This window comes from Arthrobacter sp. AG258 (assembly GCF_004364695.1).
Lineage (GTDB): Bacteria > Actinomycetota > Actinomycetes > Actinomycetales > Micrococcaceae > Arthrobacter.
The window spans coordinates 325,295-347,490 of sequence record NZ_SOBI01000001.1 but is presented as its reverse complement, the minus strand read 5'-3'; the positions used below and the strand labels follow the sequence as shown (position 1 = coordinate 347,490).

The 22,196-nt window shown below is 67.0% G+C and carries 23 protein-coding genes; 9 read left to right on the top strand and 14 right to left on the bottom strand.

What is annotated here, in order from left to right; genetic code table 11:
- Positions 1 to 234: 234 nt before the first annotated feature.
- Positions 235 to 696, bottom strand: a complete 462-nt coding sequence (locus DFO47_RS01595) for an Lrp/AsnC family transcriptional regulator (RefSeq protein WP_109044260.1) — start codon at positions 694 to 696, stop codon at positions 235 to 237.
- A gap of 160 nt (positions 697 to 856) precedes the next feature.
- On the opposite strand from DFO47_RS01595, the gene pdhA reads away from it, so the two are divergent.
- From pdhA to DFO47_RS01580, 3 genes are read left to right on the top strand one after another with little or no spacing between them, the layout of a single operon-like run.
- A complete protein-coding gene (gene pdhA / locus DFO47_RS01590) occupies positions 857 to 2,083 on the top strand; it encodes a pyruvate dehydrogenase (acetyl-transferring) E1 component subunit alpha (RefSeq protein ID WP_018760631.1) in 1,227 nt (408 codons plus the stop codon).
- Positions 2,080 to 3,192, top strand: coding sequence for an alpha-ketoacid dehydrogenase subunit beta (locus DFO47_RS01585; RefSeq protein ID WP_109044261.1), 1,113 nt, complete (start codon positions 2,080 to 2,082; stop codon positions 3,190 to 3,192). The genes pdhA and DFO47_RS01585 overlap by 4 nt, the downstream gene beginning before the upstream one ends.
- Before the next feature lie 2 nt (positions 3,193 to 3,194).
- Positions 3,195 to 4,670: a dihydrolipoamide acetyltransferase family protein gene (locus DFO47_RS01580; RefSeq protein ID WP_133830427.1), complete on the top strand. Its 1,476-nt coding sequence runs from the start codon at positions 3,195 to 3,197 to the stop codon at positions 4,668 to 4,670.
- Positions 4,671 to 4,710: 40 nt separating this feature from the next.
- Here the strand turns inward: DFO47_RS01580 and DFO47_RS01575 are convergent, their stop codons facing one another.
- From DFO47_RS01575 to DFO47_RS01555, 5 genes are all read right to left on the bottom strand, one after another.
- Entirely contained in the window at positions 4,711 to 5,043 is a 333-nt protein-coding gene (locus DFO47_RS01575) for a hypothetical protein (RefSeq protein ID WP_243835294.1), read from the bottom strand.
- 208 nt (positions 5,044 to 5,251) lie between these two features.
- A complete protein-coding gene (locus DFO47_RS01570; protein WP_133830425.1) occupies positions 5,252 to 5,881 on the bottom strand; it encodes a TMEM175 family protein in 630 nt (209 codons plus the stop codon).
- A 311-nt stretch (positions 5,882 to 6,192) separates the two neighbouring features.
- A complete protein-coding gene (locus tag DFO47_RS01565) occupies positions 6,193 to 7,440 on the bottom strand; it encodes a DUF6596 domain-containing protein (protein ID WP_133830424.1) in 1,248 nt (415 codons plus the stop codon).
- Positions 7,440 to 7,775 (bottom strand): YciI family protein, encoded by a 336-nt coding sequence (locus tag DFO47_RS01560; RefSeq protein WP_018760625.1) that lies wholly within the window; start codon positions 7,773 to 7,775, stop codon positions 7,440 to 7,442. Before DFO47_RS01560 ends, DFO47_RS01565 begins: the two co-directional genes overlap by 1 nt.
- 144 nt (positions 7,776 to 7,919) lie before the next feature.
- Positions 7,920 to 8,252 carry a hypothetical protein gene (locus DFO47_RS01555; RefSeq protein WP_133830423.1) on the bottom strand — a complete coding sequence of 111 codons (333 nt, stop codon included), beginning with the start codon at positions 8,250 to 8,252 and terminating at the stop codon, positions 7,920 to 7,922.
- 703 nt (positions 8,253 to 8,955) lie between these two features.
- Here DFO47_RS01555 and DFO47_RS01550 point away from each other — a divergent pair.
- Positions 8,956 to 10,404: an FAD-dependent monooxygenase gene (locus DFO47_RS01550; protein WP_133830422.1), complete on the top strand. Its 1,449-nt coding sequence runs from the start codon at positions 8,956 to 8,958 to the stop codon at positions 10,402 to 10,404.
- A 303-nt stretch (positions 10,405 to 10,707) separates the two neighbouring features.
- Here DFO47_RS01550 and DFO47_RS01545 read toward each other — a convergent pair whose 3' ends face one another.
- Entirely contained in the window at positions 10,708 to 11,445 is a 738-nt protein-coding gene (locus DFO47_RS01545; protein WP_166651651.1) for a GAF and ANTAR domain-containing protein, read from the bottom strand.
- Between the two features lie 143 nt (positions 11,446 to 11,588).
- On the opposite strand from DFO47_RS01545, the gene DFO47_RS01540 reads away from it, so the two are divergent.
- Positions 11,589 to 12,758, top strand: a complete 1,170-nt coding sequence (locus tag DFO47_RS01540) for an acyltransferase (RefSeq protein ID WP_133830420.1) — start codon at positions 11,589 to 11,591, stop codon at positions 12,756 to 12,758.
- Between the two features lie 51 nt (positions 12,759 to 12,809).
- Here DFO47_RS01540 and DFO47_RS01535 read toward each other — a convergent pair whose 3' ends face one another.
- From DFO47_RS01535 to DFO47_RS01520, 4 genes are all read right to left on the bottom strand, one after another.
- Positions 12,810 to 13,733, bottom strand: coding sequence for a cation diffusion facilitator family transporter (locus DFO47_RS01535; protein WP_133830419.1), 924 nt, complete (start codon positions 13,731 to 13,733; stop codon positions 12,810 to 12,812).
- 3 nt (positions 13,734 to 13,736) lie between these two features.
- The gene (locus DFO47_RS01530) at positions 13,737 to 14,444 is read right to left on the bottom strand and encodes a cation transporter (protein WP_133830418.1); all 708 of its coding nucleotides are present in this window, start codon (positions 14,442 to 14,444) and stop codon (positions 13,737 to 13,739) included.
- Entirely contained in the window at positions 14,444 to 14,767 is a 324-nt protein-coding gene (locus DFO47_RS01525) for a winged helix-turn-helix domain-containing protein (protein ID WP_133830417.1), read from the bottom strand. The genes DFO47_RS01530 and DFO47_RS01525 overlap by 1 nt, the downstream gene beginning before the upstream one ends.
- A gap of 71 nt (positions 14,768 to 14,838) precedes the next feature.
- On the bottom strand, positions 14,839 to 16,374 hold the full coding sequence (locus DFO47_RS01520; protein WP_133830416.1) for an LCP family protein: 1,536 nt from the start codon (positions 16,372 to 16,374) through the stop codon (positions 14,839 to 14,841).
- Positions 16,375 to 16,574: 200 nt separating this feature from the next.
- Between DFO47_RS01520 and ftsW the strand changes: the two genes are divergently transcribed.
- Both ftsW and DFO47_RS01510 read left to right on the top strand, forming a co-directional pair.
- On the top strand, positions 16,575 to 17,819 hold the full coding sequence (ftsW, locus tag DFO47_RS01515) for a putative lipid II flippase FtsW (RefSeq protein ID WP_243835292.1): 1,245 nt from the start codon (positions 16,575 to 16,577) through the stop codon (positions 17,817 to 17,819).
- Positions 17,820 to 17,847: 28 nt separating this feature from the next.
- The gene (locus DFO47_RS01510) at positions 17,848 to 19,062 is read left to right on the top strand and encodes an MFS transporter (protein WP_133830415.1); all 1,215 of its coding nucleotides are present in this window, start codon (positions 17,848 to 17,850) and stop codon (positions 19,060 to 19,062) included.
- Between the two features lie 27 nt (positions 19,063 to 19,089).
- Here DFO47_RS01510 and DFO47_RS21035 read toward each other — a convergent pair whose 3' ends face one another.
- Both DFO47_RS21035 and DFO47_RS01505 read right to left on the bottom strand, forming a co-directional pair.
- Positions 19,090 to 19,236 carry a hypothetical protein gene (locus DFO47_RS21035; RefSeq protein WP_165837969.1) on the bottom strand — a complete coding sequence of 49 codons (147 nt, stop codon included), beginning with the start codon at positions 19,234 to 19,236 and terminating at the stop codon, positions 19,090 to 19,092.
- A 329-nt stretch (positions 19,237 to 19,565) separates the two neighbouring features.
- Positions 19,566 to 20,324 (bottom strand): ANTAR domain-containing protein, encoded by a 759-nt coding sequence (locus DFO47_RS01505; RefSeq protein ID WP_133830414.1) that lies wholly within the window; start codon positions 20,322 to 20,324, stop codon positions 19,566 to 19,568.
- A 217-nt stretch (positions 20,325 to 20,541) separates the two neighbouring features.
- On the opposite strand from DFO47_RS01505, the gene DFO47_RS01500 reads away from it, so the two are divergent.
- Both DFO47_RS01500 and DFO47_RS01495 read left to right on the top strand, forming a co-directional pair.
- Positions 20,542 to 21,060: a MarR family transcriptional regulator gene (locus DFO47_RS01500; RefSeq protein ID WP_109044268.1), complete on the top strand. Its 519-nt coding sequence runs from the start codon at positions 20,542 to 20,544 to the stop codon at positions 21,058 to 21,060.
- 62 nt (positions 21,061 to 21,122) lie between these two features.
- Positions 21,123 to 21,572 (top strand): hypothetical protein, encoded by a 450-nt coding sequence (locus tag DFO47_RS01495; RefSeq protein ID WP_243835289.1) that lies wholly within the window; start codon positions 21,123 to 21,125, stop codon positions 21,570 to 21,572.
- Between the two features lie 168 nt (positions 21,573 to 21,740).
- Here the strand turns inward: DFO47_RS01495 and DFO47_RS01490 are convergent, their stop codons facing one another.
- A complete protein-coding gene (locus DFO47_RS01490) occupies positions 21,741 to 22,064 on the bottom strand; it encodes a hypothetical protein (protein ID WP_133830413.1) in 324 nt (107 codons plus the stop codon).
- Positions 22,065 to 22,196: the final 132 nt, after the last annotated feature.

The window sequence follows — 22,196 nt, the reverse complement described above, 5'->3', positions numbered from 1 at the left end:
CCGTTCCCCCATAGGTGGCTCCATCGAGGTGCCTTCCGGTGGATCGATGACCCAATATTTGCGAACGCAAAAGGGCGCAACAACACGTAGTGGTACCCGAATTTCCAGCGACTGGAGTTGACCGCTACTTGGATCGGGGGTCGAGTACTCGCGCGGGTGGGCAGCGCCCTGACGTGCGCGTCGGCATTACGTCCCGGCACCGGCGACGAACATGCTCGGCGAATTAGCCCGCTTCTACCGCGTATCCACGTCCTCGAACACCAGGAAAGTCTGCGTATCCAGGACGCCCGGCATGGTCTGCAGTTGATCGAAAATGACCCGGCGAAGGTCGATGTTGTCCACGGCCCGGACCAGGAGGATCACGTCGAAATCACCGCCCACCAGGGCGATATGGTGCACCTCCGGGATGGCGCCCAGCTGGTCCCGAAGTTCCCGCCAGGAGTCCTGCTTCAGCTTGAGGGTGACATAGGCCGATGACTTCAGCCCTGCCTTGATGGGGTCTACCAGTGCGGTGAAGCGGGTCAGCACCCCGTCGCCGGTCAGCCGGGCGATCCGCGAGTAGGCATGTGCCCGGGAGATGTGCACGTTTTCCGCCACCTGGGTCACGGACATCCGTCCGTCCCGGGTGAGCTCACTGATGATCCGGCGGTCAATGTCGTCCAGCGGGACCTCGGCTGCAGCATCCTTGCCCGGCATTTTGTCCACGACTCCTGTCGGTAATCCACGTCACAGTTACAAATCGTCTCCCATAGTAGGCACTTTGAAGCAGCTTCTCCACGATTTGCCCACCCGGTAGATACGAAACCTGCTGCGGGACCATACTGGGAGCGAATAGTGGCAACCGAAGGACGGACCAATGACGATCTCCGCAGACCACACCGCGCCGGACACCACCAGCACCGAGCCAGCAGGAAACGCGCTGACCGAAGCTGTGAAGAAGTTCGGCATCACGGTGGAGGACTACATGCTCCCCGCCCGGCACCAGATCCAGATGGTGGACCCGGACGGCCGGCTCATCCCCGAAGGTGAGCAGGGCACCCAGCCCGGCCACGAATACCCCGTGCCCGGCGACAAGGAACTGCTGGCAGCCTACGAGCAACTCGTCGTCGGCCGCCGCGTCAACGACCAGAACTCCGCCTTGGTCCGCCAGGGCCGGATGGCCGTCTACCCCTCCAGCCACGGGCAGGAAGCCTGCCAGGTTGCCGCCGCCCTGTGCCTGTCCGACGCCGACTGGATGTTCCCCACCTACCGCGACGCCGTGGCCGTCATGACCCGGGGCGTGGACCCGGTGCAGGTGATGACCATTTTCCGCGGCGACTGGCACGGCGGTTACGACCCCCTCGAAAACAAGGTGGGCATCCAGTGCACCCCGCTGACCACCCAGCTGCTTCACGCCGTCGGGGTGGCCCACGCCGCCAAGCTCCGCGGCGAGGACACCGTGGTCCTGGCCATGTGCGGCGACGGAGCCACCAGCGAAGGCGACTTCCATGAGGCCCTCAACTTCGCCGCCGTCTTCCACCTGCCGGTGATCTTCTTCGTCCAGAACAACAAGTACGCCATCTCGGTGCCGCTGGCGCACCAGTCCGTGGCGCCGTCGCTCGCGCACAAGGCCGTGGGCTACGGCATGGCCGGCGAGCGCGTGGACGGAAACGACGTCGTGGCGCTCCTCGCCGTCCTGGACCGCGCCGTCAAGCTCGCCCGTGAAGGCTCCGGCCCGCTGCTGGTGGAAGCGAACACGTACCGCATGCAGGCCCACACGAACGCCGACGACGACACCCGCTACCGCGAAAACAGCGAGGTTGCCGAGTGGCGGGCCAAGGACCCGGTCAACAGGATGCGCACGTACCTCACGGACCGCGGGTTGTTGGACGACGACGGCGAGGCCCGCATCCGTGAACACGCCGAGGCCGTTGCCGCGCAGCTCCGCGAAGGCCTCAGCGAGGACGTTCCCGTCGACCCGCAGGAACTGTTCCGCCACGTTTTCGACCGGCAGACACCGCAGCTGGCGGAAGAATCCGCCATGCTCGCCGACGAACTCGCCCGCGACGCAGCAGCTACTGATTCACAGGAGGCCGGCAAGTGAGCCCCACCATCACCACCTCATCCGAGGCCAACGGCAACGTTTCCGCCGCCACCGCCCGGGCCGCAGCCTCCGCGGCGGCGTCCGCCGAAGCCGCCGGCCCGCAGCCGGTCACCATGGCCAAAGCCCTGAACACGGCGCTCGCCGACGCCATGCACGCCGACTCCTCCGTCCTGGTCTTCGGCGAGGACGTGGGCATGCTGGGCGGCGTCTTCCGCATCACCGACGGCCTCACCGCCACGTTCGGCGAACAGCGCTGCTTCGACACTCCGCTGGCCGAATCCGGCATTGTGGGCATGGCCGTCGGCATGGCGATCAACGGGATGCGCCCGGTGATCGAGATGCAGTTCGACGCGTTCGCGTACCCCGCGTTCGAGCAGATTGTCAGCCACGTAGCCAAGATGCACAACCGCACCAAGGGAGCCGTGAAACTGCCCCTGGTCATCCGCATCCCGTACGGCGGCGGCATCGGCGGAGTGGAACACCACTGCGATTCCTCCGAGTCCTACTACGCCCACACCGCCGGCCTGAAGGTGTACACCCCCGCCACCGTGGCGGACGGCTACCGGATGCTCCGCGAAGCCATCGACTCCGACGACCCCGTCATCTTCATGGAACCCAAGAAGATGTACTGGACCAAGGACCAGGTGGACTTGGGTGAGCTGCGGCGCCTTCATGCGGAAGGCACGACGACGGGACACACCTCCGAAGGCCGGGCCGCCGTCGCCCGTCCCGGCACGGACGCCACGCTCATTGCCTACGGCCCGTCCGTCCCCACCGCGCTCGCCGCCGCCGAAGCGGCCGCGCTGGAAGGGCGCTCGCTGGAAGTCATCGACGTGCGGACCATCGTGCCGTTCGACGACGCCACCGTGTGTGAGTCCGTCCGCAAGACCGGCCGGGCCGTGGTGATCGCCGAGGCACACGGCTTCGCGTCCGTGTCCTCCGAGATCGTGGCCCGGGTCCAGGAACGCTGCTTCCACTACCTGGCCGCCCCCATCCGCCGGGTCACCGGGTTCGACGTCCCGTACCCCGCGCCCAAACTCGAGAAGTACTACCTGCCCGGCGTGGACCGCATCCTCGACGCCGTCGACGACCTTCAGTGGGAGAACTGACCATGAGCCAAGCACGTGTGTTTTTGTTGCCGGACCTGGGCGAAGGCCTGACCGAAGCCGAACTCGTTGCCTGGCACGTTTCGGTGGGGGACACGATTGTTGTTGACCAGCCGATCGCCGAGGTGGAAACCGCCAAGTCCGCCGTCGAGGTCCCGTCCCCGTACGCGGGGATCGTCGCCGAGCTGCATGGGAAGCCGGGGGAGACCCTGGATGTGGGCAAGCCGCTGATCTCGGTGACGCCGCTCTCTACTGGTGTCGCCGGTGGGGCTGACGCGGATGACGCCGCCCCCGCCCCTTCGCCGGACCAGCCGGTAGTTCAGCCCACCGAGACCGAGCTTGCCGAGCCGAAACCGGCCAGCGCGGCGGCCGAGGCCTATCGTGAAGAGGAGAAGGCCGGCTCAGGGAATGTCCTGATTGGTTACGGCACTCCCGGCGGTCACGGCGTTGCCCGGCGCACCCGTGCTCCCAAAGCCTCGCTCTCGGTGGTTGAGCCTGTCGAAACCAAGCCTGTCAACACCACCGAGGATGACCTCAGCCTCCTGCGCACCCGCGTCCCCGGCAGGCTCGGCGCGGTGATTTCACCGCTGGTCCGGCGCATGGCCCGGGAGCACGGCGTCGATCTCGGCGGCCTCCAAGGCTCCGGCGACAGTGGCCTCATCATGCGCCGCGACGTCGAAGCGGCCATCTCCGCCCCTGCGGTCGAGCAGGCGGAAACCAAGCGCACCCCGGTGGTTGAGCCTGTCGAAACCAAAACCGCAGACCCCCGTACGGGTCTTGCCGTCTCCGCCCGCACTCCTGTCCGCGGTGTCCGGAAGGCAGTGGCCGCGAACATGGCGCGCAGCCGCTCGGAAATCCCGGAAGCGACCGTGTGGGTGGATGTGGATGCCACGGCGTTAATGGAGCTGCGGGAAGGACTCAAAGCCAAGGGTGGGGAAGCTCCGGGCCTGCTCGCCTTCATCGCCCGGTTCGTCACCGCCGGGCTGAAGAAGTACCCGGAACTGAACACGCGGATCGAAACGGCGGAGGACGGCTCGCAGGAGATCGTCTCGTTCGACGGGATCAACCTCGGCTTCGCGGCCCAGACCGAGCGTGGCCTGGTGGTGCCTTCCGTGCGCGGCGCCGAGAAACTCAGCGCCCGGGAACTGGACGCGGAAATCCGCCGCCTCACGCAGGTGGCCCGGGACGGCAAGGCGACACCCTCCGAACTCGGCAGCGGCACCTTCACCCTGAACAACTACGGCGTGTTCGGCGTGGACGGATCCGCTGCGATCATCAACCACCCGGAGGTGGGCATCCTCGGGGTGGGCCGCATCATCGACAAGCCCTGGGTGGTCAACGGCGAGCTCGCTGTCCGTAAGGTCACCGAGCTCACCCTCACCTTCGACCACCGGGTGTGCGACGGCGGCACCGCCGGCGGCTTCCTCCGCTTCGTGGCGGACGCCATCGAAAACCCCACGTCCTTGCTGGCGGACATCTGAGCTCCTCCACGTTCGACGAGCGCCGCCGGTAGGTTGGCCCTTAGCCGGCCAGCCCTCGGCGGATGTTCCTTATGTGGAGGTAGGCCATCAGCACCAGCAGGGGAGTGTGGATGGCCGGAAGGTTGTGGGCGAACCATTTTGGCAGGTAGATGTCCGTGACCGAGCCGGTTTCGGCGCCGTACCGTTTCGCGAGGCCGGTGAGGGGGCAATGGAAACCGTTGGCGGCAAATACCAGGGTTTCGGCGGTGACCACTGCCGCCGCCATGCCGACGCGCTTGTCGGTCCGCCCGGCCAAGCCGGTGACGAGCACGTAGACGACGCACAGTTCAATCGACAGCCACGCGAGAGTGTGGACCGCCTTGATTGCTGCCACGGCGGACGGATTGTGTTTCGCGGCTGTCACGTTGCCACGGCTTCCCATCGTGACCCCGGGGCTGCTTCGGGAGTCCCCTCGGCGGTCAGCGCGGTGTCCTTGGCCATTCTGCGTTTCCTTTCGGGCGGGATGCACTGGCACCTGCTGGTACCAGTGCATCTCCGGGGATGGTCCCGGACCAGAGGAATAGGTCCCGCCGAAAGGAAACCTAGGGCGTGGTGTGGCCGGGGAGGTCCTGGCCGTTGGCGTCGCCGGGCTGGTGGGCGCGGTACACGAAGTGCTCCACCCGCCGGTCGGGGACCAGCCAGATGAGGGCCACCACAGTGTAGACGGCGATGCCCAGGAGCGGCTGGGCGAGCGCCAGCGCTATGCCCACGAGGTAGATCAGTGGCGATGCCTTGCCTTTCCAGTCGCGCCCCAGGGCCTGGGCGACGGCCCCGGTTTTGCCCTGTTCGCGGATGAGTGCCTGCTCCAGGATGTAGAAAGCGATGGCTGCGGCGAGAAGGTTGATGCCGTAGACCAGCACCGGCACCTCCACGAACCCGGACTCATCCATCCACCGGGTGGTGAAGGGGAACAGGGACAGCCAGAACAGCAGGTGCAGGTTGGCCCAGAGGATGGCACCGTTGACGCGGTCCGCAATCTGGATCAGGTGGTGGTGGTTGTTCCAGTAGATCCCCACATAGACGAAGCTGAGCAGGTAGCTGAGCAAGGTGGGCAGCACCCCGGCGACGCCATGCCAGGTGGGCTCCTCAGGTACTCGCAGCTCCAGCACCATAATGGTGATGATGATTGCCAGCACGCCATCGCTGAACGCCTCAAGCCGGTTTTTGTTCACAGTTCTGCCCTCCGTCAGAAGCATAATGCCCGGTCGCTGGCTTGGGCACCGGTCGCTGCGATGTCAGACGCCGGCCGCGCCCCGCCGTCGAACGCCGTGCCTTTTTTCGATTAGGGTCTTTACGCCCTAGCCGGAGGTCTCTAAAGTGATTTAGGTCATAGTCCGGATGGGCGCCCGGGGGCATCCGGGAAGGGGGAGTGCATCAACACCGACCACTATCGGAAGCCAAGTGACAACCACTACGTTGAAAGCCCCTCCTAAGAGGGGCTTTCCCTTTGCCTCGGGCCACGGCGAACCGGCAACCGGCGGTGTCAGCCGGCCAGGCCGGACAGGCGGGCACGGAGGAAACGCTGCTCGGCTTCGTTGTCCGTCAGGATCAATGCCTCCTCGAACGTCACCCGCGCCTCATCCGGCCGGCCCAGCCGGACCAGGAAGTCACCGCGCGCCGCAGCCAGGTACGGGTACCTGGCAAGCTGCGGCTCGGCGCCAAGCGCATCGAGTTCTGCCAGCCCCTCGGACGGCCCCACCGCGAAGCCCAGGGCGATGGCCCGGTTGAGCCGGACCACGGGGGAGGGCCACCGCTCCATCAGCAGGTCGTAAAGGCCAAGGATCTCCTGCCAGTCGGTGCCGGACCAGGACCCGCTCTCGTCATGGACGGCAGCGATGGCTGCCATGAGGGCAAAGCGGCCGGGCGGCCGGGACGCCAGCGCCTCGCGCAGGAGCGCCACTCCTTCCGTGACGGCGTGCCGGTCCCACTTGGACCGGTCCTGGTTCTCCAACAGGACGAGGTCCCGGTTCCCGTCCATCCGGGCATCCCGCCGCGCCTCTGTCAGCAGGACCAGGGCCAGGAGCCCGGCCACATCGGGGTCGGCAGGAAGCAGTTCACGCAGCAGCCGGGCAAGCTCCGCGCCGCGCTCGGCAAGGTCCCGGTGCATCAGGTCGGCTCCTGACGGCGCCGTGTGCCCGGTGGTGTACACGAGGTACACCACCGACAGGACTCCGTCCACCCTCTCGTGCAGCTCGTCCGCCGACGGCACCCGGTAGGGGATGTGAGCGGCCGTGATCTTCTTCTTCGCCCGGGTGATGCGGGCCGCCATGGTGGCCTCGGGGACCAGGAACGCCCGCGCCACCTCGGCCGTGGACAGTCCGCAGAGCAGCCGCAGCGTCAGGGCCACCCGTGCCTCAAAGGGAAGGGCAGGGTGGCAACAGGTAAAAATCAGCCTCAGCCGGTCATCCGGAATATCGTCCCCATCTGTGAACCCGCCGTCGTCGTCCTCACGGCCAAGGAGCTTGGGCAGAGCCCGTTGCGCCGTTGCCGCACGGCGCCGCATATCCAAGGCCCGTCGTCGTGCCGTCACCGTCAGCCAAGCCCCGGGATTGCTCGGGATGCCGTTCCCGCCCCACGTGGACAAGGCGCTGGCGTACGCGTCCTGGACGGCTTCCTCAGCGGCGTCAATGTCCCCGGCAACCCGCACCGTGGCCGCCAGCACGAACGCCCACTCCCGGCGGTGCGCATCGGCAACCGCGGCAGCAACCTCCGAGCCGGCGGCCCGCGCCATCAGCTGACCACCCGGACCGGCCACACCTCAACCCCGACGCCGGCGGGCACCTCCTTGCCGATCTGGAGCGCCTCGTCGAGGTCGGCCGCCTCCACCAGGTAGTAGCCGCCCAGGGTCTCCTTCGACTCGGCAAAGGGGCCGTCCGTCACCACGAACCCGCCAGCCCCGTCGCGGCGGATGGATGTCGCCGTGGAGGACGGGTGGAGGGCGGCGCCGCTGATCAGGGACGCTCCGCGGCGTTCCATGAACTCCTGGTAGTTGGCGCTGATCGACTCGCCTTCGGCCTGCCTGGTCACCGCTTCGTCCTGGTAAATCAGGATCAGATACTTGGACATTTTGAACTCCCTTCGCTTGTTAATAAGAGCCCACTGTTGGAGCCCCTACCCATACGACGCGCAGGGGAAGCCCGGATCGACAACGCTCTCAAAAAAGTTCGCCCGGGCAGCGGAGTTTATGCCGCCGCCCGGACGAGTGTCCGCCTAGCCCAGCTCAGCGCAGATGTTCCGCTGCGTGCCTGACTGCTGCTGGAAGGGCTGGGTCAGGGTGTAGTTGCTGTCAGTGGTGTACTTGACCACACCGGTGTACAGGATGGTGGACGGTCCGCCGAGGTCAACCTTGTCGAACAACAGGACCAGGTTTGCGCCGGACAGCGACCACGTAATGTCGCCGGTGGCGATGTCCGTGGCGCTCCTGGTGACCGAACCCTTCGTGCCGAACGTTACTGACTTTCCGGATTCGGCATTGGTCACCGTGATGGTTGTTCCACGGCCGGCGACGACGGTGTAGATGATTCCGTCTTTGATTCGTGTCATGCGGACGTCCTGTGTCCCACCGGTCGAACTGAGCGTGACGTCAAAACCGGGGCACGAAGGATACGCCGGGACCGGCGGGGCGGCCTGGACCGCTTGTGGAGCCAGCAGCGCCATCGCTGCCAAGAGCGTCGCCAGAAGCAGGCGCACTAGTATTTTCCTCATTTTTGGTTTCTCCATTTTTGCCTGAATTGAGCAATGTGGTTGGCGCACCACCAAGACGGGGAGGAGACCGTTCGCCATGCAAAGTCGGGGCTATGCCCTGTGTGCAGCACCGGAACGGCGCTGTGTGGCGTCCATGGCCGCTGTGCGGCCTACGCCACAGCGTACGGAGGATCGGTGTAACGCAAACAGTCTTGACAGGTGTAATGGCGCGGGTGAATCGGCGTAAACGGAGTGCCCACCGGCAGATGACGCACGCGCATACTGGGGCCGGCCGTTCCGCCCGGCGTAAAGGAATCGTTAAAGTTTTGGCCGAAAGAGCAGTTGGCGGGCTGTGCCGCAGGCGCCGGCAAGTACTTTGGACGCAGTGCCGCCTTCTCAGGGACCCCCAACCTGGAGAAGGCGGCACGCCTGCTTTAGAGGCGGCAGTCGTCCCTGTATTTCCAAGGTACCGCGCTCCGGGGGGCTTGCCGCAAGGCCCCCGGGCTGACGCATACTGGGTGCCGCATCCCGGCTGGCGGGTGCAGGAACGGGCGGGGACAACATGCATGATGTGGTGATAGCGGGGAGCGGGCCCACGGGGTTGATGCTCGCGGCGGAATTGCGCCTGGCGGGCGTGGAGGCGCTGGTGCTGGAGCGGCGGCCGTCCCAGGAGCTGGCCGGCTCCCGCGGCGGTGGAATCCACGCGCGAACCATTGAACTGCTGGACCAGCGCGGCATCGCGGAGCGGTTCCTCGCCGAGGGCAAGACCGTTCAGGCGGCAACGTTTGGCGCCACCCAGCTGGACCTGGCCGGCCTGCCCACGCGCCACCCGTACACGCTGGCCCTGTTCCAGAACCACATCGAGCGGCTGCTGCTGGGCTGGGCAGAGGAGCTGGGCGTGCAGGTCCGGCGGGGCGTGGAGGTCACCGGCGTGGTTGCGGACGACGACGGCGCCGACGTGCAGCTCGCCGGCGGCGGACCAGTGCGGGCCAGGTTTGTGGTGGGCACCGACGGCGGACGCAGCGTGGTGCGGCGCTCGGCGGGGATCAACTTCCCCGGCCCGGACGCCACCCGCAGCAGCCTCATCGCGGAGGTGAAGGTGGCCGGCGAACCCGTGCAGCAGGGCACAGTCGATGCCCGCGGCATCCACGGGCTGTACCCGATGGGGGACGGCATGGTCCGGGTGGTGGTGACAGAAGCGGAGCTGGGTCCCGCCACCGAGCCCACGCTGGAGGACCTGCGCCGCGCCTTGACCGATGTGTTCGGCACGGACTTCGGCGTGCACAGCCCTGCCTGGCTCTCGCGTTTCACGGACGCCACCCGGCAGGCGGAGTCCTATCGGAAGGGCCGCGTCCTGTTGGCCGGCGACGCCGCCCACGTCCATTCCCCGACCGGCGGGCAGGGCATTGGCCTGGGCCTCCAGGATGCCGTGAACCTCGGTTGGAAGCTGGCGCAGGTGGTCCGCGGAATATCCGGGGACCACCTGCTGGACACCTACCATGCCGAACGCCACCCGGCAGGCGCCCGCGCGCTCAAATACACCATGGCGCAGTCCCTGTTCCAGAAGGCCGATCCCCGGCAGGAGGCGCTGCGGGACCTGCTGGATGAGGTCCTCCGCCGCGAGGGCGCCGCCGATCCGGTGACGGCACTGGTCACCGGCCTCGACGTCGCCTACGGTCCTGGCACGGGCCACCCCCTCGTGGGACGCCGGATGCCCGACCTGGATATCGCCACCGTTGGGGGATCCGTGCGGATTTATGAGCTGTTGCACCAGGCGCGGCCGGTGCTGCTGGAACTGGGCGGTCCCGGCCTGGACGCGGGCGCGTGGACTGGGCGGGTGCGGCAGGTTTCCGGGACGTACGACGGCGCGTGGGAGCTTCCGGTGCTGGGCGTGGTGCCTGCACCAACGGCAGTGCTGGTGCGTCCCGACGGCTACGTGGCCTGGGCCGGCGGGCACTCGGCGTCGGGCCTGCCGGAAGCGATGGCGGAGTGGTTGGGTCCAGCCCGCTGAATCCTTGCATGATCTTGACAGAAAATTGTGCGCTTGCACGCTGTTGCCGGAAGGCAGGTGCTTGTAGGCTGGCCCAAGGTCAGGCAGACGGCCAGCAACGCACCGTCTGAGGATATCCGTGACCGCTCTCCCCACAACACCCGAGCCCCTTCCGGGCGTGCATCCGCCTCCCCCCTAGCTGGCGCGGATGTGGCCCAAGGGAAATCCATGATTCGGGGGTGGGCCACATCCACGCCGTACACTCCGGGAGTCAGCAGCGTCGCTGGCTCCCGGGCCGGCGGGGAACGCCGCCGGCGTGCAACCTCAATCCTCGAAGTAGGCGGCTGTGGGCTGGGAGCCCGTGAACCGGTCCACCAGCGACTGGGCAAGATCGTTGAGCTTTTGGTTCCGCGTGTTGGAGGCCCGGCGGAGTACTTCAAACGCCTGGTCCTTGCTGCACTGGTTTTGCGCCATGATGATCCCGCAGGCCACGTCAATCGCGGTCCTGGTGTCCATCGCGGCCTTCAGGTGCTCGGCACGCTGGTCCGCGGACGCTATCCGGATGGCCAGGCGCAGGGCCATGCCCGCCATGTCCGCAAACCGTACCGCCTCGGACACCGCCCGCTCGCTGAAGACCCCGCTGGCGGGTGCGAAAAAATCCAGGACGGCCCCGGCGTCGTCCTGCAGTTTCATGGGCACCCCCAGCGCGCTGGCGATGCCCGCGGCTGCGAGGGCCTGGCGGTACTCGGGCCACCGGGGGTCGGAGTCCACGTCACCCAGCAGGACGGGGACGCCGGTCTCCAGCGCGTCGACGCAGGGCCCGTCTCCCAGCGTCTGCTCGATCCTGTCCAGCACCACCGCAGTATCGCTGCTGCCGCCAATGGTGGCCGTGTGCTTGCGGCGGCGCAGGGTCACGGCGCATTCAATAGGCGTGCCGGTGGTGTCCGTCATGGTGGCCGCCGCAAACGTGGTGATGGCGTCCAACACGGATTTGATGTCTTCCGTGCCGCCGATCAGTTCGACGAGCCGCTCGAAATCTTCTGCCATGTCCTGGTCCACCATGTGTTCAATGTAGAAGGCGCGCCGGCCGGCCACAAGCCACGATGTTGGGCCCCGTTTTCAGCGTCCGCCCAGCTTCCACACAGGGCAGTTATGGAAACGTTATATATGCTTGCTTAGTGGTTTTTAGGTCAAGCAGTGGAATTTTGTCAGCCGCGGAGCGCCCGGCCTTGCCCGGAACGGGGCTCATCGCCGGGCGCAAGCATGCCCTGGACGGGCTCCGCACCATCGCCGTGGCGGGAGTGTTCTTTTTTCACACGGCCACCGATCTTGTCCCCGGGGGATCCATCGGCGTCGACGTCTTCTTCACGCTCAGCGGCTTCGTGATCACGCTGCTGATCATGAAGGAGTGGAGCACCACCGGCCGCCTCCACCTGGGCATCTTCTACGCCAAGCGCCTGGCCCGGCTCTGGCCGGCGTTGCTGGCGCTCTGCGCAGTGATCCTCGTAGCAGGCCTCCTGTTCCCGGCCTCGGGCTGGGGCGGACAGGCGGGGTTCGTCCTGCCGGCCGCGGCCTACGTGATGAACCTGGCGCACTTTGGCGTGTTCGGCGACTCCATCGCCGGGGAAACGCTGGGCCCCACCTGGACCCTGGCCGTCGAGGAGCAGTTCTACCTGGTGTGGCCGCTCCTGCTGCTGGTGATGCTCCGGTTGTGGAAGGTCCGCACCGTCGCCTTCGCCACGCTGGCGGTGGCCGGCGCGTTCCTGCTGAACCGGATCCTGCTGGTCACCGAGGGCCAGCCGCTGGCCCGGATCTACAACGGCCCGGATACCCGCGCCGACGAGCTGCTGATTGGCTGCGCACTGGCCCTGTTGTTCACCTCCGTGCGGACCGGCTCCCGGCTGCACGGTGGGTTGGTGTCCGTGGCCCGCTGGGGAGCCCCGCTGGCGGCCATTACTCTGGCGGCCGCCCTGTTCCTGTTCCGGGAACCTGACAGACCTGGCGTGTGGTTCACGGTTTTCTGGGCTGCCGGGCCCGCGGTGCTCGCCCTGTTGTCAGCGGTGCTGATAGGAGCCTTGGTGCTCGAGCCGGCAGGGTTCCTGGCGCGGATCCTGAGCCACCCGTGGCTTGCCAACCCCGGCCGCGACCTGTCGTATGCGATGTACCTCTGGCACTTGCCGGTGTACCTGTTGCTGATGCGGCTGATCCCGGCGTTGCCCCTCCGGATCGCGTTGACCGCGGTCCTCACCGTGCTGGTGGCGTACGCGTCGGTCCGCTTTGTGGAGCGGCCGCTCCGGCAGTGGGCCAACGCAAAGCTGGAACCCGCCGTCGAGCCGGTACCACGGGAACGCACCAAGGAGCCGGTGGCCGCCTGAGCCACTCTGCTCCCGGCGGCCGAAGGCCCGGCCGGCAGGCGGCCTGTGCCGTCAGTGCTGGATGCTTTCCTGGTCGCGGTGCGCAGCGGGTTCGATCTGGAAGGTGGAATGCTCGATGCTGACGTCGAAGTCCTTGGCCACGCAGCGTTGCAGGTCGGCCAGGATGCTTGCCGAGTGCCCGTCGCGCATGCACTGATCCTGCACGGTGACGTGGGCGGACAACACAGGAACGCCCGAGGCCACCAGTGAAGCGTGCAGGTCGTGGACGTCGATGACGTGCGGCAGGGCCAGGATGTGTTCCCGTACTTTGGCCAGGTCCAGGCCCGGGGGAGTACTTTCCATCAGCACGTTCACGGTGTCCCGGAGCAGGCTGAGGGTGCGCGGGATGATCAGCGCACCGATCAGCAGGGACACGACGGCGTCCGCCCGGGTCCAGCCGGTCAGGGCGATGACCAGTGCTGCCACGATCACCGCGATGGAACCCAGGGCGTCGTTGAGCACCTCGAGGAACGCGGCCTTCATGTTGAAGTTGTGGTGACGGCCGGAGGCGAGCACCAACAGCCCCACCGCGTTGCCGGCCAGTCCGATGACGCCGAACCACAGCATGAGGGAGCCGCCCACCTCGGGAGGGGCAAACAGCCGGCGGATGCCCTCCACAATGACGAATCCGCCCACGCCCAGCAGCAATGCGGCCTGCCCGGCCGCGGCGATGATTTCGGCGCGCTTGTAACCCCAGGTGCGGGTGTGGGTGGCAGGCTTCAGGGCGAGGGATGCCGCAATCACGGCAATGAGGAGCCCTGCGGAATCGGTAAACATGTGCCCGGCGTCCGCCAGCAGGGCCAGGCTCCCGGTCAGGACCGTTCCGAGGATCTCGGCCAGCATCACGGTAAACGTTATGCCGAAAACCAGCAGCAGCTTTCCGCGCTGGCCGTGGTGGTCGGCTCCGCCGTGGGAGTGGCTGTGTCCGCTGCCCACGGGTCAGCCTTTCCTCATGGTGGGCATGCCCAAGGACTGCGGAGCCGGCCCGCAGCAGTCGTCGCCGGCCGGGTCCTGCTCCGCGTGCGGAACCGCGCAGCAGGCGTCCCCGCGCCACGCGCTGACGCCTTCACGGACGGCGATTGCCGCAATGACCAGTGCTGCCCCGGCGTCCGCCCACCACCAGCCCAAGGCGCTGTTCAGGACCAGGCCAACCAGCAGCACGGCGGAGAGGTGGGTGCACAGCAGGGTCTGCTTCGAATCGGCCACTGCCGTCCGGGAGCCGAGTTCGCGGCCGGCACGGCGCTGGGCCCAGGACAGGACGGGCATGACGGCCAGGCTCAGGGCCGCGATGACGATTCCGGGACCCGAGTGCTGCGCTTCTCCCGCGCCTGCCAGCGAGCGGACGGCGTCCACGGTCACAAACGCAGCAAGGGCAAAGAAGGACACGGCGATGATCCGCAGCGTCAGGTGCTCGCGCCGCTCCGGGTCCTTGGCGGAGAACTGCCAGGACAACGCCAGTGCGGACGCCACCTCGATCACCGAGTCCAGCCCGAAGCCGATCAGGGCCGAGGAGTCGGCCACCCCGCCCGCCCACAGCGCCACGGCGGCCTCGATGACGTTGTAGGTGATGGTGGCCGCTGCAAAGAGCCGGATCCGGCGGCTGAGGACCCGCCGGCGTTCCGCGCCGGGCATGTGGAGTGCTGTCATCACGCCACGTTCCCGTCGGGGCCGCAGCAGGTGGGGTCCACGGCCAGGACCACGTTGATCAGGTCCGTGATGGCGTGGCCGATCCGGGCATCCGCGAGCTCGTAGCGTGTGCGCCGGCCGTCCGGAACAGCAACCACCAGGCCGCAGCCGCGCAGGCACGCCAGGTGGTTGGACATGCTCTGCCGTGACACGCCGAGGCTGTCCGCCAGGTCCGAGGGGTACGAGGCTGCCCCGGAAAGCGCCAGGAGGACACGGGCGCGGGTTGGGTCTGAGACCGCGTAGCCGAACCGGGCCAGCACGGGAGCCTGCGTGAGGGTTTGCATGATCCCAAAGTACATAGCTGGCTGTATTCAGGCAACTGTGTACTTTGGGGACTGCGACGGTCCCCGGGTTGCTAGTAGCCGGAGGTGTTGGTGGCCTGGCAGGTCTGGTCGCTTCCGGTCTGCGCCACCACGCTCCCGGAATCAGCTGACGACGGCGGTGTGGCGGGCCTGGTGCCCGTCACGAAGTCGGTGCCGGCAGAGAGCTGCACGCCCTGGATGTTGGCCACCTGCTGGACGCTGCCGGCCGGCAGGCCGAACAGTGCGGCGACGTCCGCTGCCACGTCTTCATACCCGGCGCTGTAGTAGACCATGGTCTGGGTGCGGACGGTGGCCTGGAGCTTGGTCACCTTGGTGAAGCCGGCGTCGGCCAACAGGCCGGCGATGGCAGTGCTTCGGGCCGTCACGCCGGTGCCGTTGGCAACGGATACCGGCTGCAGCGCCTTGTCGTAGGCGGGTGCCGAGGGTGTCGCGGGTGCCTGGGTGGGGGCGGCGGTGGCCGGCTGGCTCAGGTCCGGATTGCTGCGCAGTGCAGCGAAGAAGTTGGCGGCCGCCGGCTCGTCCAGGGCCAGCCTGTTGGGGTCCTGCGGCGCCGGGACGGTGGGAGTGGTGATGAAGTTGACGCTCGCCGGATCGATGTTCTTCAGCCGGTTGGCGATGGTCAGCAGCGACGGCACGGAGGACAGCCCCGAATCCACGGTCAGGTTCTTGGTGACCGTATCAGCGATGGTCAGTACCTTTTGCGGGTTGCTGAGTGTTCCCTCGGACTTGAGTTTGCGGGTCAGCGAGGCCAGGAATCCCTGCTGGGCCTTGATCCGGCCCAGGTCCCCGCCGTTGGCGAAACCATGCCGGGTGCGCAGGAACGCCAGCGCCTGTTCACCCTGCACCTGGGAGGTGCCGGCGGGCAGGTGCAGCCCGGAATCTGGATCGTCCACGGCGTCGCTGACGCATACGTCCACGCCGCCCACCGCGTTGGACAGTTCCTTGACGGCGTTGAAATCGGCCATCATGAAGTGGTCGATCTCCAGGCCGGTGAGCTTGTTCACGGTGTCCACGGCGCAGCCGATTCCAGCCTGTTTCATGGCGCTGTTGATCATGGCACCCTGCTGTGCGGGATACTTCTGGCCGGTCTTCGGGTCCGTGCAGGCCGGGATGTTCACCAGGAGGTCGCGGGGAAAGCTCACCACGTTGACGTGCTTGTTGTCCGCCGAGATGTCCAGCAGCATCATTACGTCGGACTGTCCGTAGCCGGAGGAATCGTCCGCGCTGCCGTACTCGCTGTTGCTCCCGCTCCGGGTGTCCGAGCCCAGCACCAGGATCTGCATCCGGTCCGTGCTGTCATTGACCGCACCTTCGGTGCGTTCGCCACCGGCGGTCAGCGCCGCGGTGCTGATGTTGGACTGCAGGCGCCAGGCCCAGTAGCCGCCGAACGCCAGGACGCCGAGGAGGAGCACGGAGACGACGGCGACCACAGCCTTGACCCAGCGCGGGGCACGGCGGCGGGGCCTGCTGTGGCGGGAACTGGCGGCGTACAGCTCGCCTTGGCCCGGATAGGCAACGGGAGTGGAGCCTTCCTGTTCCGGGCCGGGAGATTTTCTGGAACCGAACACGACGAAATGACCTTCGGGAGGGGACAGGTTTCCGCTACCCTACAGGGCCAAGCTGGCAATTTCCCCAGAATGCCGGTTTCCCGGCCGCGCCGGTGCGGTCCCCGGGCGGCGGGGGCGTACTCTTTTTTCTCGGCGGTACCCGCCCCGGAGATGGGCCCGGCCGTGGAGGAAGCCCGGGGTGCAGGCTGAGGAACGGACAGATGGATACAGGTCAAAAACAACGCAGCGCGGCCCGCCCTGGCCGGCCCGGATGGGGACGATTTACCCTCTGGCTGGAGGATGACTCGCCGGGTCGCCTCCGGCCGCTGATCTTGGCCGTGGTCCTCACGCTCTCGGCGATCGGGCTCGTGGAGGTGGCGTCGGCGTCGTCCGTGGAATCCGTGGCGGCAGGAAACAATCCGTACGATCTCCCGCTCAAGCAGGCCATGTGGACCGTTGCAGGCGTGGTGATCATGCTGCTTCTGGCCCGGATGCCCGTGCGGCGGATCCGGCGCCTGGGCTGGCCCATGCTGATCGGGTCACTGGCAGCGCTGGTCCTGGTGTTCACGCCGCTGGGCATGTCCGTGAACGGCAACCGGAACTGGCTGAGCGTAGGCGGATTCACCGCCCAGCCCTCCGAGTTCGCCAAGCTGGCGCTGATTGTCTGGGCCGCGGCCATCCTGGACCGGAAACAGGCCCTGCTGGCGAACTGGAAACATGCGGTGGTACCGCTGGGCCCCGCCGGCGGGCTGATCATGATCATCGTGGCGTTGGGGCACGACCTCGGCACCACCATGATCATCATGTTGATCCTTGCCGCCACCATGTTCTACGGCGGGGTTCGGATGAAGGTGTTCTCCGTGGCCGGCCTGATGTGCGTTGTGGCCGCCCTGGTCCTCGCGGCAACCAGCGGCAACAGGATGGGCCGGATCTCGTCCTGGCTGGGCATGGGTTCGGACGAGGACGCCCAGGGCATGGGTTACCAGGCGCAGCACGGCGCATACGCGCTTGCCTCCGGCGGCTGGTTCGGAGTTGGCCTGGGGCAGAGCCGGCAGAAATGGAATTGGATCCCGGAAGCCCACAACGACTTCATCTTCTCCATCCTGGGCGAAGAACTTGGGCTGGCGGGCACCCTCCTGGTCCTCGGGCTGTTCGCGATCCTTGCCATCACGGTCTTTAAGACGATTGCCCGCACCACGGACACTTTCTCGCGGATCGTTGCCTGCAGCGTGATCACCTGGATCCTGGGGCAGGCGGTGATCAACATCGCCATGGTGAGCGGGTTGCTGCCGGTTATCGGTGTCCCGCTGCCGTTCATCTCCTACGGCGGCTCGGCCATGGTCTCCTCCCTGGCCGGCATCGGGGTGATCCTGGCCGTGACCCGGCCGGAACATCCGGACAGCAAGTCCCCGGCCAAAGCTGCCGCCCCGGCGAAGCGGGTGAGGGAACACGAATACCAGCGGTAGCACCGGGAGGGCCGTTCCGGGAACGCCCATGACGGCTGTCCGCTTCATTGTGGCCTTCGGGATCGTCAGTGCCCTGATGGACATGGTGTACGAGGGCGCGCGGAGCGTCACCGGGCCCTACCTGGGCGCCCTGGGTGCCTCGGCCGTCCTCGTCAGCGTGGTCACGGGGGCGGGTGAAGCCGTCGCCCTGGTCCTCCGCCTGCTGTTCGGGCGCCTCGCGGACCGGCCGGCACTGCGTTGGTCCCTTGCCATCTCCGGCTATGCCCTCACGGCGTTGTCCGTGCCGCTCCTGGGCATCAGCAATGCACTGTGGATCGCCTGCCTCCTGGTCCTGGCCGAACGGCTGGGCAAGGCCGTGCGGAGCCCTGCCAAAGACACCATGCTGGCTGAGGCCGGTTCCTCCTTGGGCCAGGGCAAGGCCTTTGCGCTGCACGAAGCGCTGGACCAGGTGGGAGCACTGCTGGGGCCCCTCCTGGTGGGGGCGGCGCTCGCCCTGACCGGAAGCTACGGGCCGGGATTCCTGCTGCTGGCCATCCCCGGGCTGGCGGCCATGCTGTTGCTGTTCTGGCTGAAGAACAAGGTTCCGGACCCTGCCGCCTACGAGACCGTCCCGGGCCAGCCGCCCGCGGAACCCGCCACCCCGCAGGCCGATGCCCGTCCTGGGGCTCCACCCGCACCGCCCGGCAGGGCTGCCCCGTTGCCCCGGCAGTACTGGATTTACGCCGCGTTCAGCAGCCTCACCATGTTTGGCTATGCCACGTTCGGGCTTCTCTCGTTCCACCTGGTGCAGGCCGGACTGCTTCCGCCCGCGCTGGTCCCGGTCCTCTACGCGGTGGCCATGGGAGTTGACGCCGTGGCGGCCCTGGCCTCCGGGTGGCTCTTTGACCGGGTGGGCCTGAAAGTCCTCGTGGTCCTGCCGGTGCTGGCCGCAGCAGTCCCGTGGCTTGGGTTCAGCAACAACACAGTGCTCGCGGTGGCGGGGGTGCTGGTGTGGGGAGCGGCCATGGGGGTCCAGGAAAGCACCATGCGGGCCGGCGTCGCGGGGCTGGCACCCGCAGCCCGGCGGGGGAGTGCATACGGGATGTTCACTGCCTGTTACGGCCTTGCCTGGCTGGCGGGAAGCTTCCTCATCGGCCTGCTCTATGAACAATCAATTCCGGCCTTGGCGGTGACCATCACCGGGGTGCAGGCAGTGGCCCTGGTGATCTTCGTCGTCGTCCGTCCGCACGCCGGCAGGCCATAAGCCGGCCGGAGGAGGCGCCGAAGGGACTCAGGCGACGGCACTCTCAATCTCGGGGCACTCACTGCAACGGACCTCCGCAACCAGCGAGCCGGCGTCGTCCTTGCGGAAATGCGTGACGTGCTTAGTGGCCCTGCCGCAGGTGGGGCAGTAGCTCTGGCTTTGTTTTGTCCACATGCATGAATAATACGGAACGCCCCGCCAAAGGGAAGATCGGGGAACCGAACTATGTGGATGCCCGCAGCTGATTTTCATCAGATCTTGACCAAACCTGCTGGCGATCCTTCGGGAAACGCTGAGACTCGGCGCGTAGCTTGGGCTCATCAGGCAGTTTCAGTGGCATGGACGGAGCGCAGGGCAATGACCATTACAGATTACTTCGTGGCTCTCGGCGGCATGTTGGCTTCCCTCGGAGCTGCCGGGCTCGTCGCCGCCGGACTCATCCGGGCGCGGGCGCGCCACTAACCCCTCCGGGTACCGGTACGCCGCTGCCCTTCCGATAGTCCTCAGGCAAACGCCGGGGGCTCAAACCGGGTGCCCGCGGCGCCGCTGGGCATGGTGCTGAGGATGCTGTCCGCAACGCTGCGGACCTTGAGGTTGCGGTGCCGCGACGCCCCGGCGAGCTTGCTGAAGGCCTCGGGGTAGGAACAGCGGTTTTGTGCCATCAGCACACCGCAGGCCACATCGATGGAGGTCCTGCTCTCCAGCACCTGCTTCAGGTTGTCTCCGGAGCGGATGACGCCGTGGACGTCCAAGGCCAGCTTCAGGCTCTGTGAGGCCACCCCGGCAAACCAGGCCGCCTCGTTGGTGATCCGGGTGATAAAGGCGTAGTTGCCGTGGGCCAGGAACACCAGGGCTCCCGACGATCCGGGCCGCAGTTCGAGGGGGAGGGCCAATGCCGCTCCGTATCCGCCGTCCAGCAACCGGTGACGGTACGCCTGCCAGCGCGCGGCGGAGCCCGTGGGGTTGACCACCACGGGCGCTGACAACGCCACGCCCAGCGCTGTGGGCCCGTCTCCGTGTTCCTCCTCGGCCGCCGCGAAGCGGGCTGCTCCCGGCGTGCTGCCGGCACCGGCGGCGTAGGTTCGCTGCCTGTGCAGCACGGCGCCGCACTCGATCGTTGAGCCGGCCGTCGTACTGAGCCACCTGGCCCCTGCGTCGGCGAGCGTCTGCAGGGAGCCGGCGTCGTCCTCGGTACCTGTTATCAGGTCCAGCAGGAACCCTTGCCGTTCGGGTCCCCTGTTATGCGCCGGGCCAACCGCCACCCCGCACCCCCATTCAAGTCGTACCCAGTGGCATCGGCCGCCGCAGGTTTCCTTGCAATTTATTGGGTGGCCAGGGCGCGTGCACGAGTAGCCGGTACTCTACTTTTTCCGGCGGCCGGCGCAGGTACTTGCCCGGGCTCTTCGGGGGCCGGGCCGGCGGATGGGCTACGATAGATTCGTTAGACAGCCAAGCAAGTAGGATATCGAAGGAATTCGCATGAACCCGCATGGTGCAAGCGAAGGCTACTCGTACCCCACCCTGGAAGACACAGAGCCCAGGGCCGTTGATGTGATCAACGCCCTCCGGGAGTTCCGCACATCCGAAACCGCCATGCGCCGGCGCACTCGCTCGTCGCCCGCCATGGGGGAGACCGATCTCCTGGCCCTGCGGTACCTCATTGACGCAGAAGCCGCCGGCGTGGGCGTACGCCCCACGGAACTGGCAGGCCGGCTGGGAATCACCTCGGCCTCCATGACCACGCTCGTGGACCGGCTGGTTGCCAGCGGCCATGTAACGCGTGAACGCCACCCGTCGGACCGCCGCGCCATCATTCTCCGGCCCGCACCCGGAGCCGACGAGGAAGTCCGGCATAACCTCAACCAAATGCATAAGCGCATGCTCGAGGCCGCCGAGTCCCTGTCGCCGGAGGAAATCAAAGCGGTGATGCACTTCCTGATGCGCATGCGCGAGGCGGTGGACGCCGTCAACATGGCTCCGCACATTGGATCCCGGTAGACAACGAAGTAATCCTAGTTAGACTAGCTACATTGTTAGTGAACTATCGGATGGTGGATCGAATGACTGCAGTACTTGAACCTCAGGCGGCCGGGCACTCGATCCCGGTGACGATAGACACCGAGACTCCCGCCCGGCCCGCGGAAAGCGTGGCGCTGGACATCACGGCACCCGCGGCCCCCATGCATTGCGGCGTGGAAATGACGGCCTCCCCGGTCCCCATTGCTTCCCTCGGCTGGGCTCCACTTGAGCTCGGCTCCTCCGAATGGTCATGTGCCTGCGGGCACAGGCTGGATAGCGAACCTGCGGGAGATCCACTGGAAGCGGTCCGGCTGGCCTCCGCGCGGGTGGAAAGCATCCAGTGGGAGCTGGATGCCGCGCAGGAGGGGTTTGCCAACGCCGTGCGCGGCGCCTCCCGGCTGGGTGCCGCGCCGGACGCCCTGAGCGACGCGGCGGGCCTGACCCAGATGGAACTCCGGGAGTTCCTCGCCGGCAGCGACCGGCTGCTGTAGGTCCAGGAGCTGTTCGACCCGAAACTCCCGGAAGAAAGCCATGACGTCACGAAGTGCAGCCACCCGTCTGTTCGGGTGCAGCTGCACTTCGTTGGTTAAAGCGGGAGAGGAAAATGTGGCCGGCCGGCTCTGGCCCGATCAGGGGGCGCGGCGAGCGGCCGGGACGCGCTATGCGGCCTGGCGGGCAGGCGTCGCGGAACGATGCAGCCGGTCAGCCAGCACGCTGATGGTGCAGGGTGCCTGGCCGGGATCGATCTTGGCCGGCAGGTGCCTGGACCGGGCTGCGGAACGGAGCATTTCCAGCGCATCCTCGTCCACCCAGGCGCTGGAGATATCAAGCTCCAGGTCCAGGCCCCCTTTGAGGGAGTTGGCACGCTTGGCCACGACATAGAGTGCGTTAATGCTGTGGATGGTGATATGCCCCTTTGCAATCACCTGGGCCTTGCTGTGGTCCAGGTCAATCCGGACCACGATATTAAGCTTCGAATTCACGTTGTAAGCCTTCCCCGGCATTGGCTGCGACGCTGCAGCTTCTTGCATGGCCTGTTTGCTTAAGCCTCAACCAGAGTAGGGACAGAATGTGATGTGCGCAACACCGCGGCCTTTATGACATCGAAGCGAACG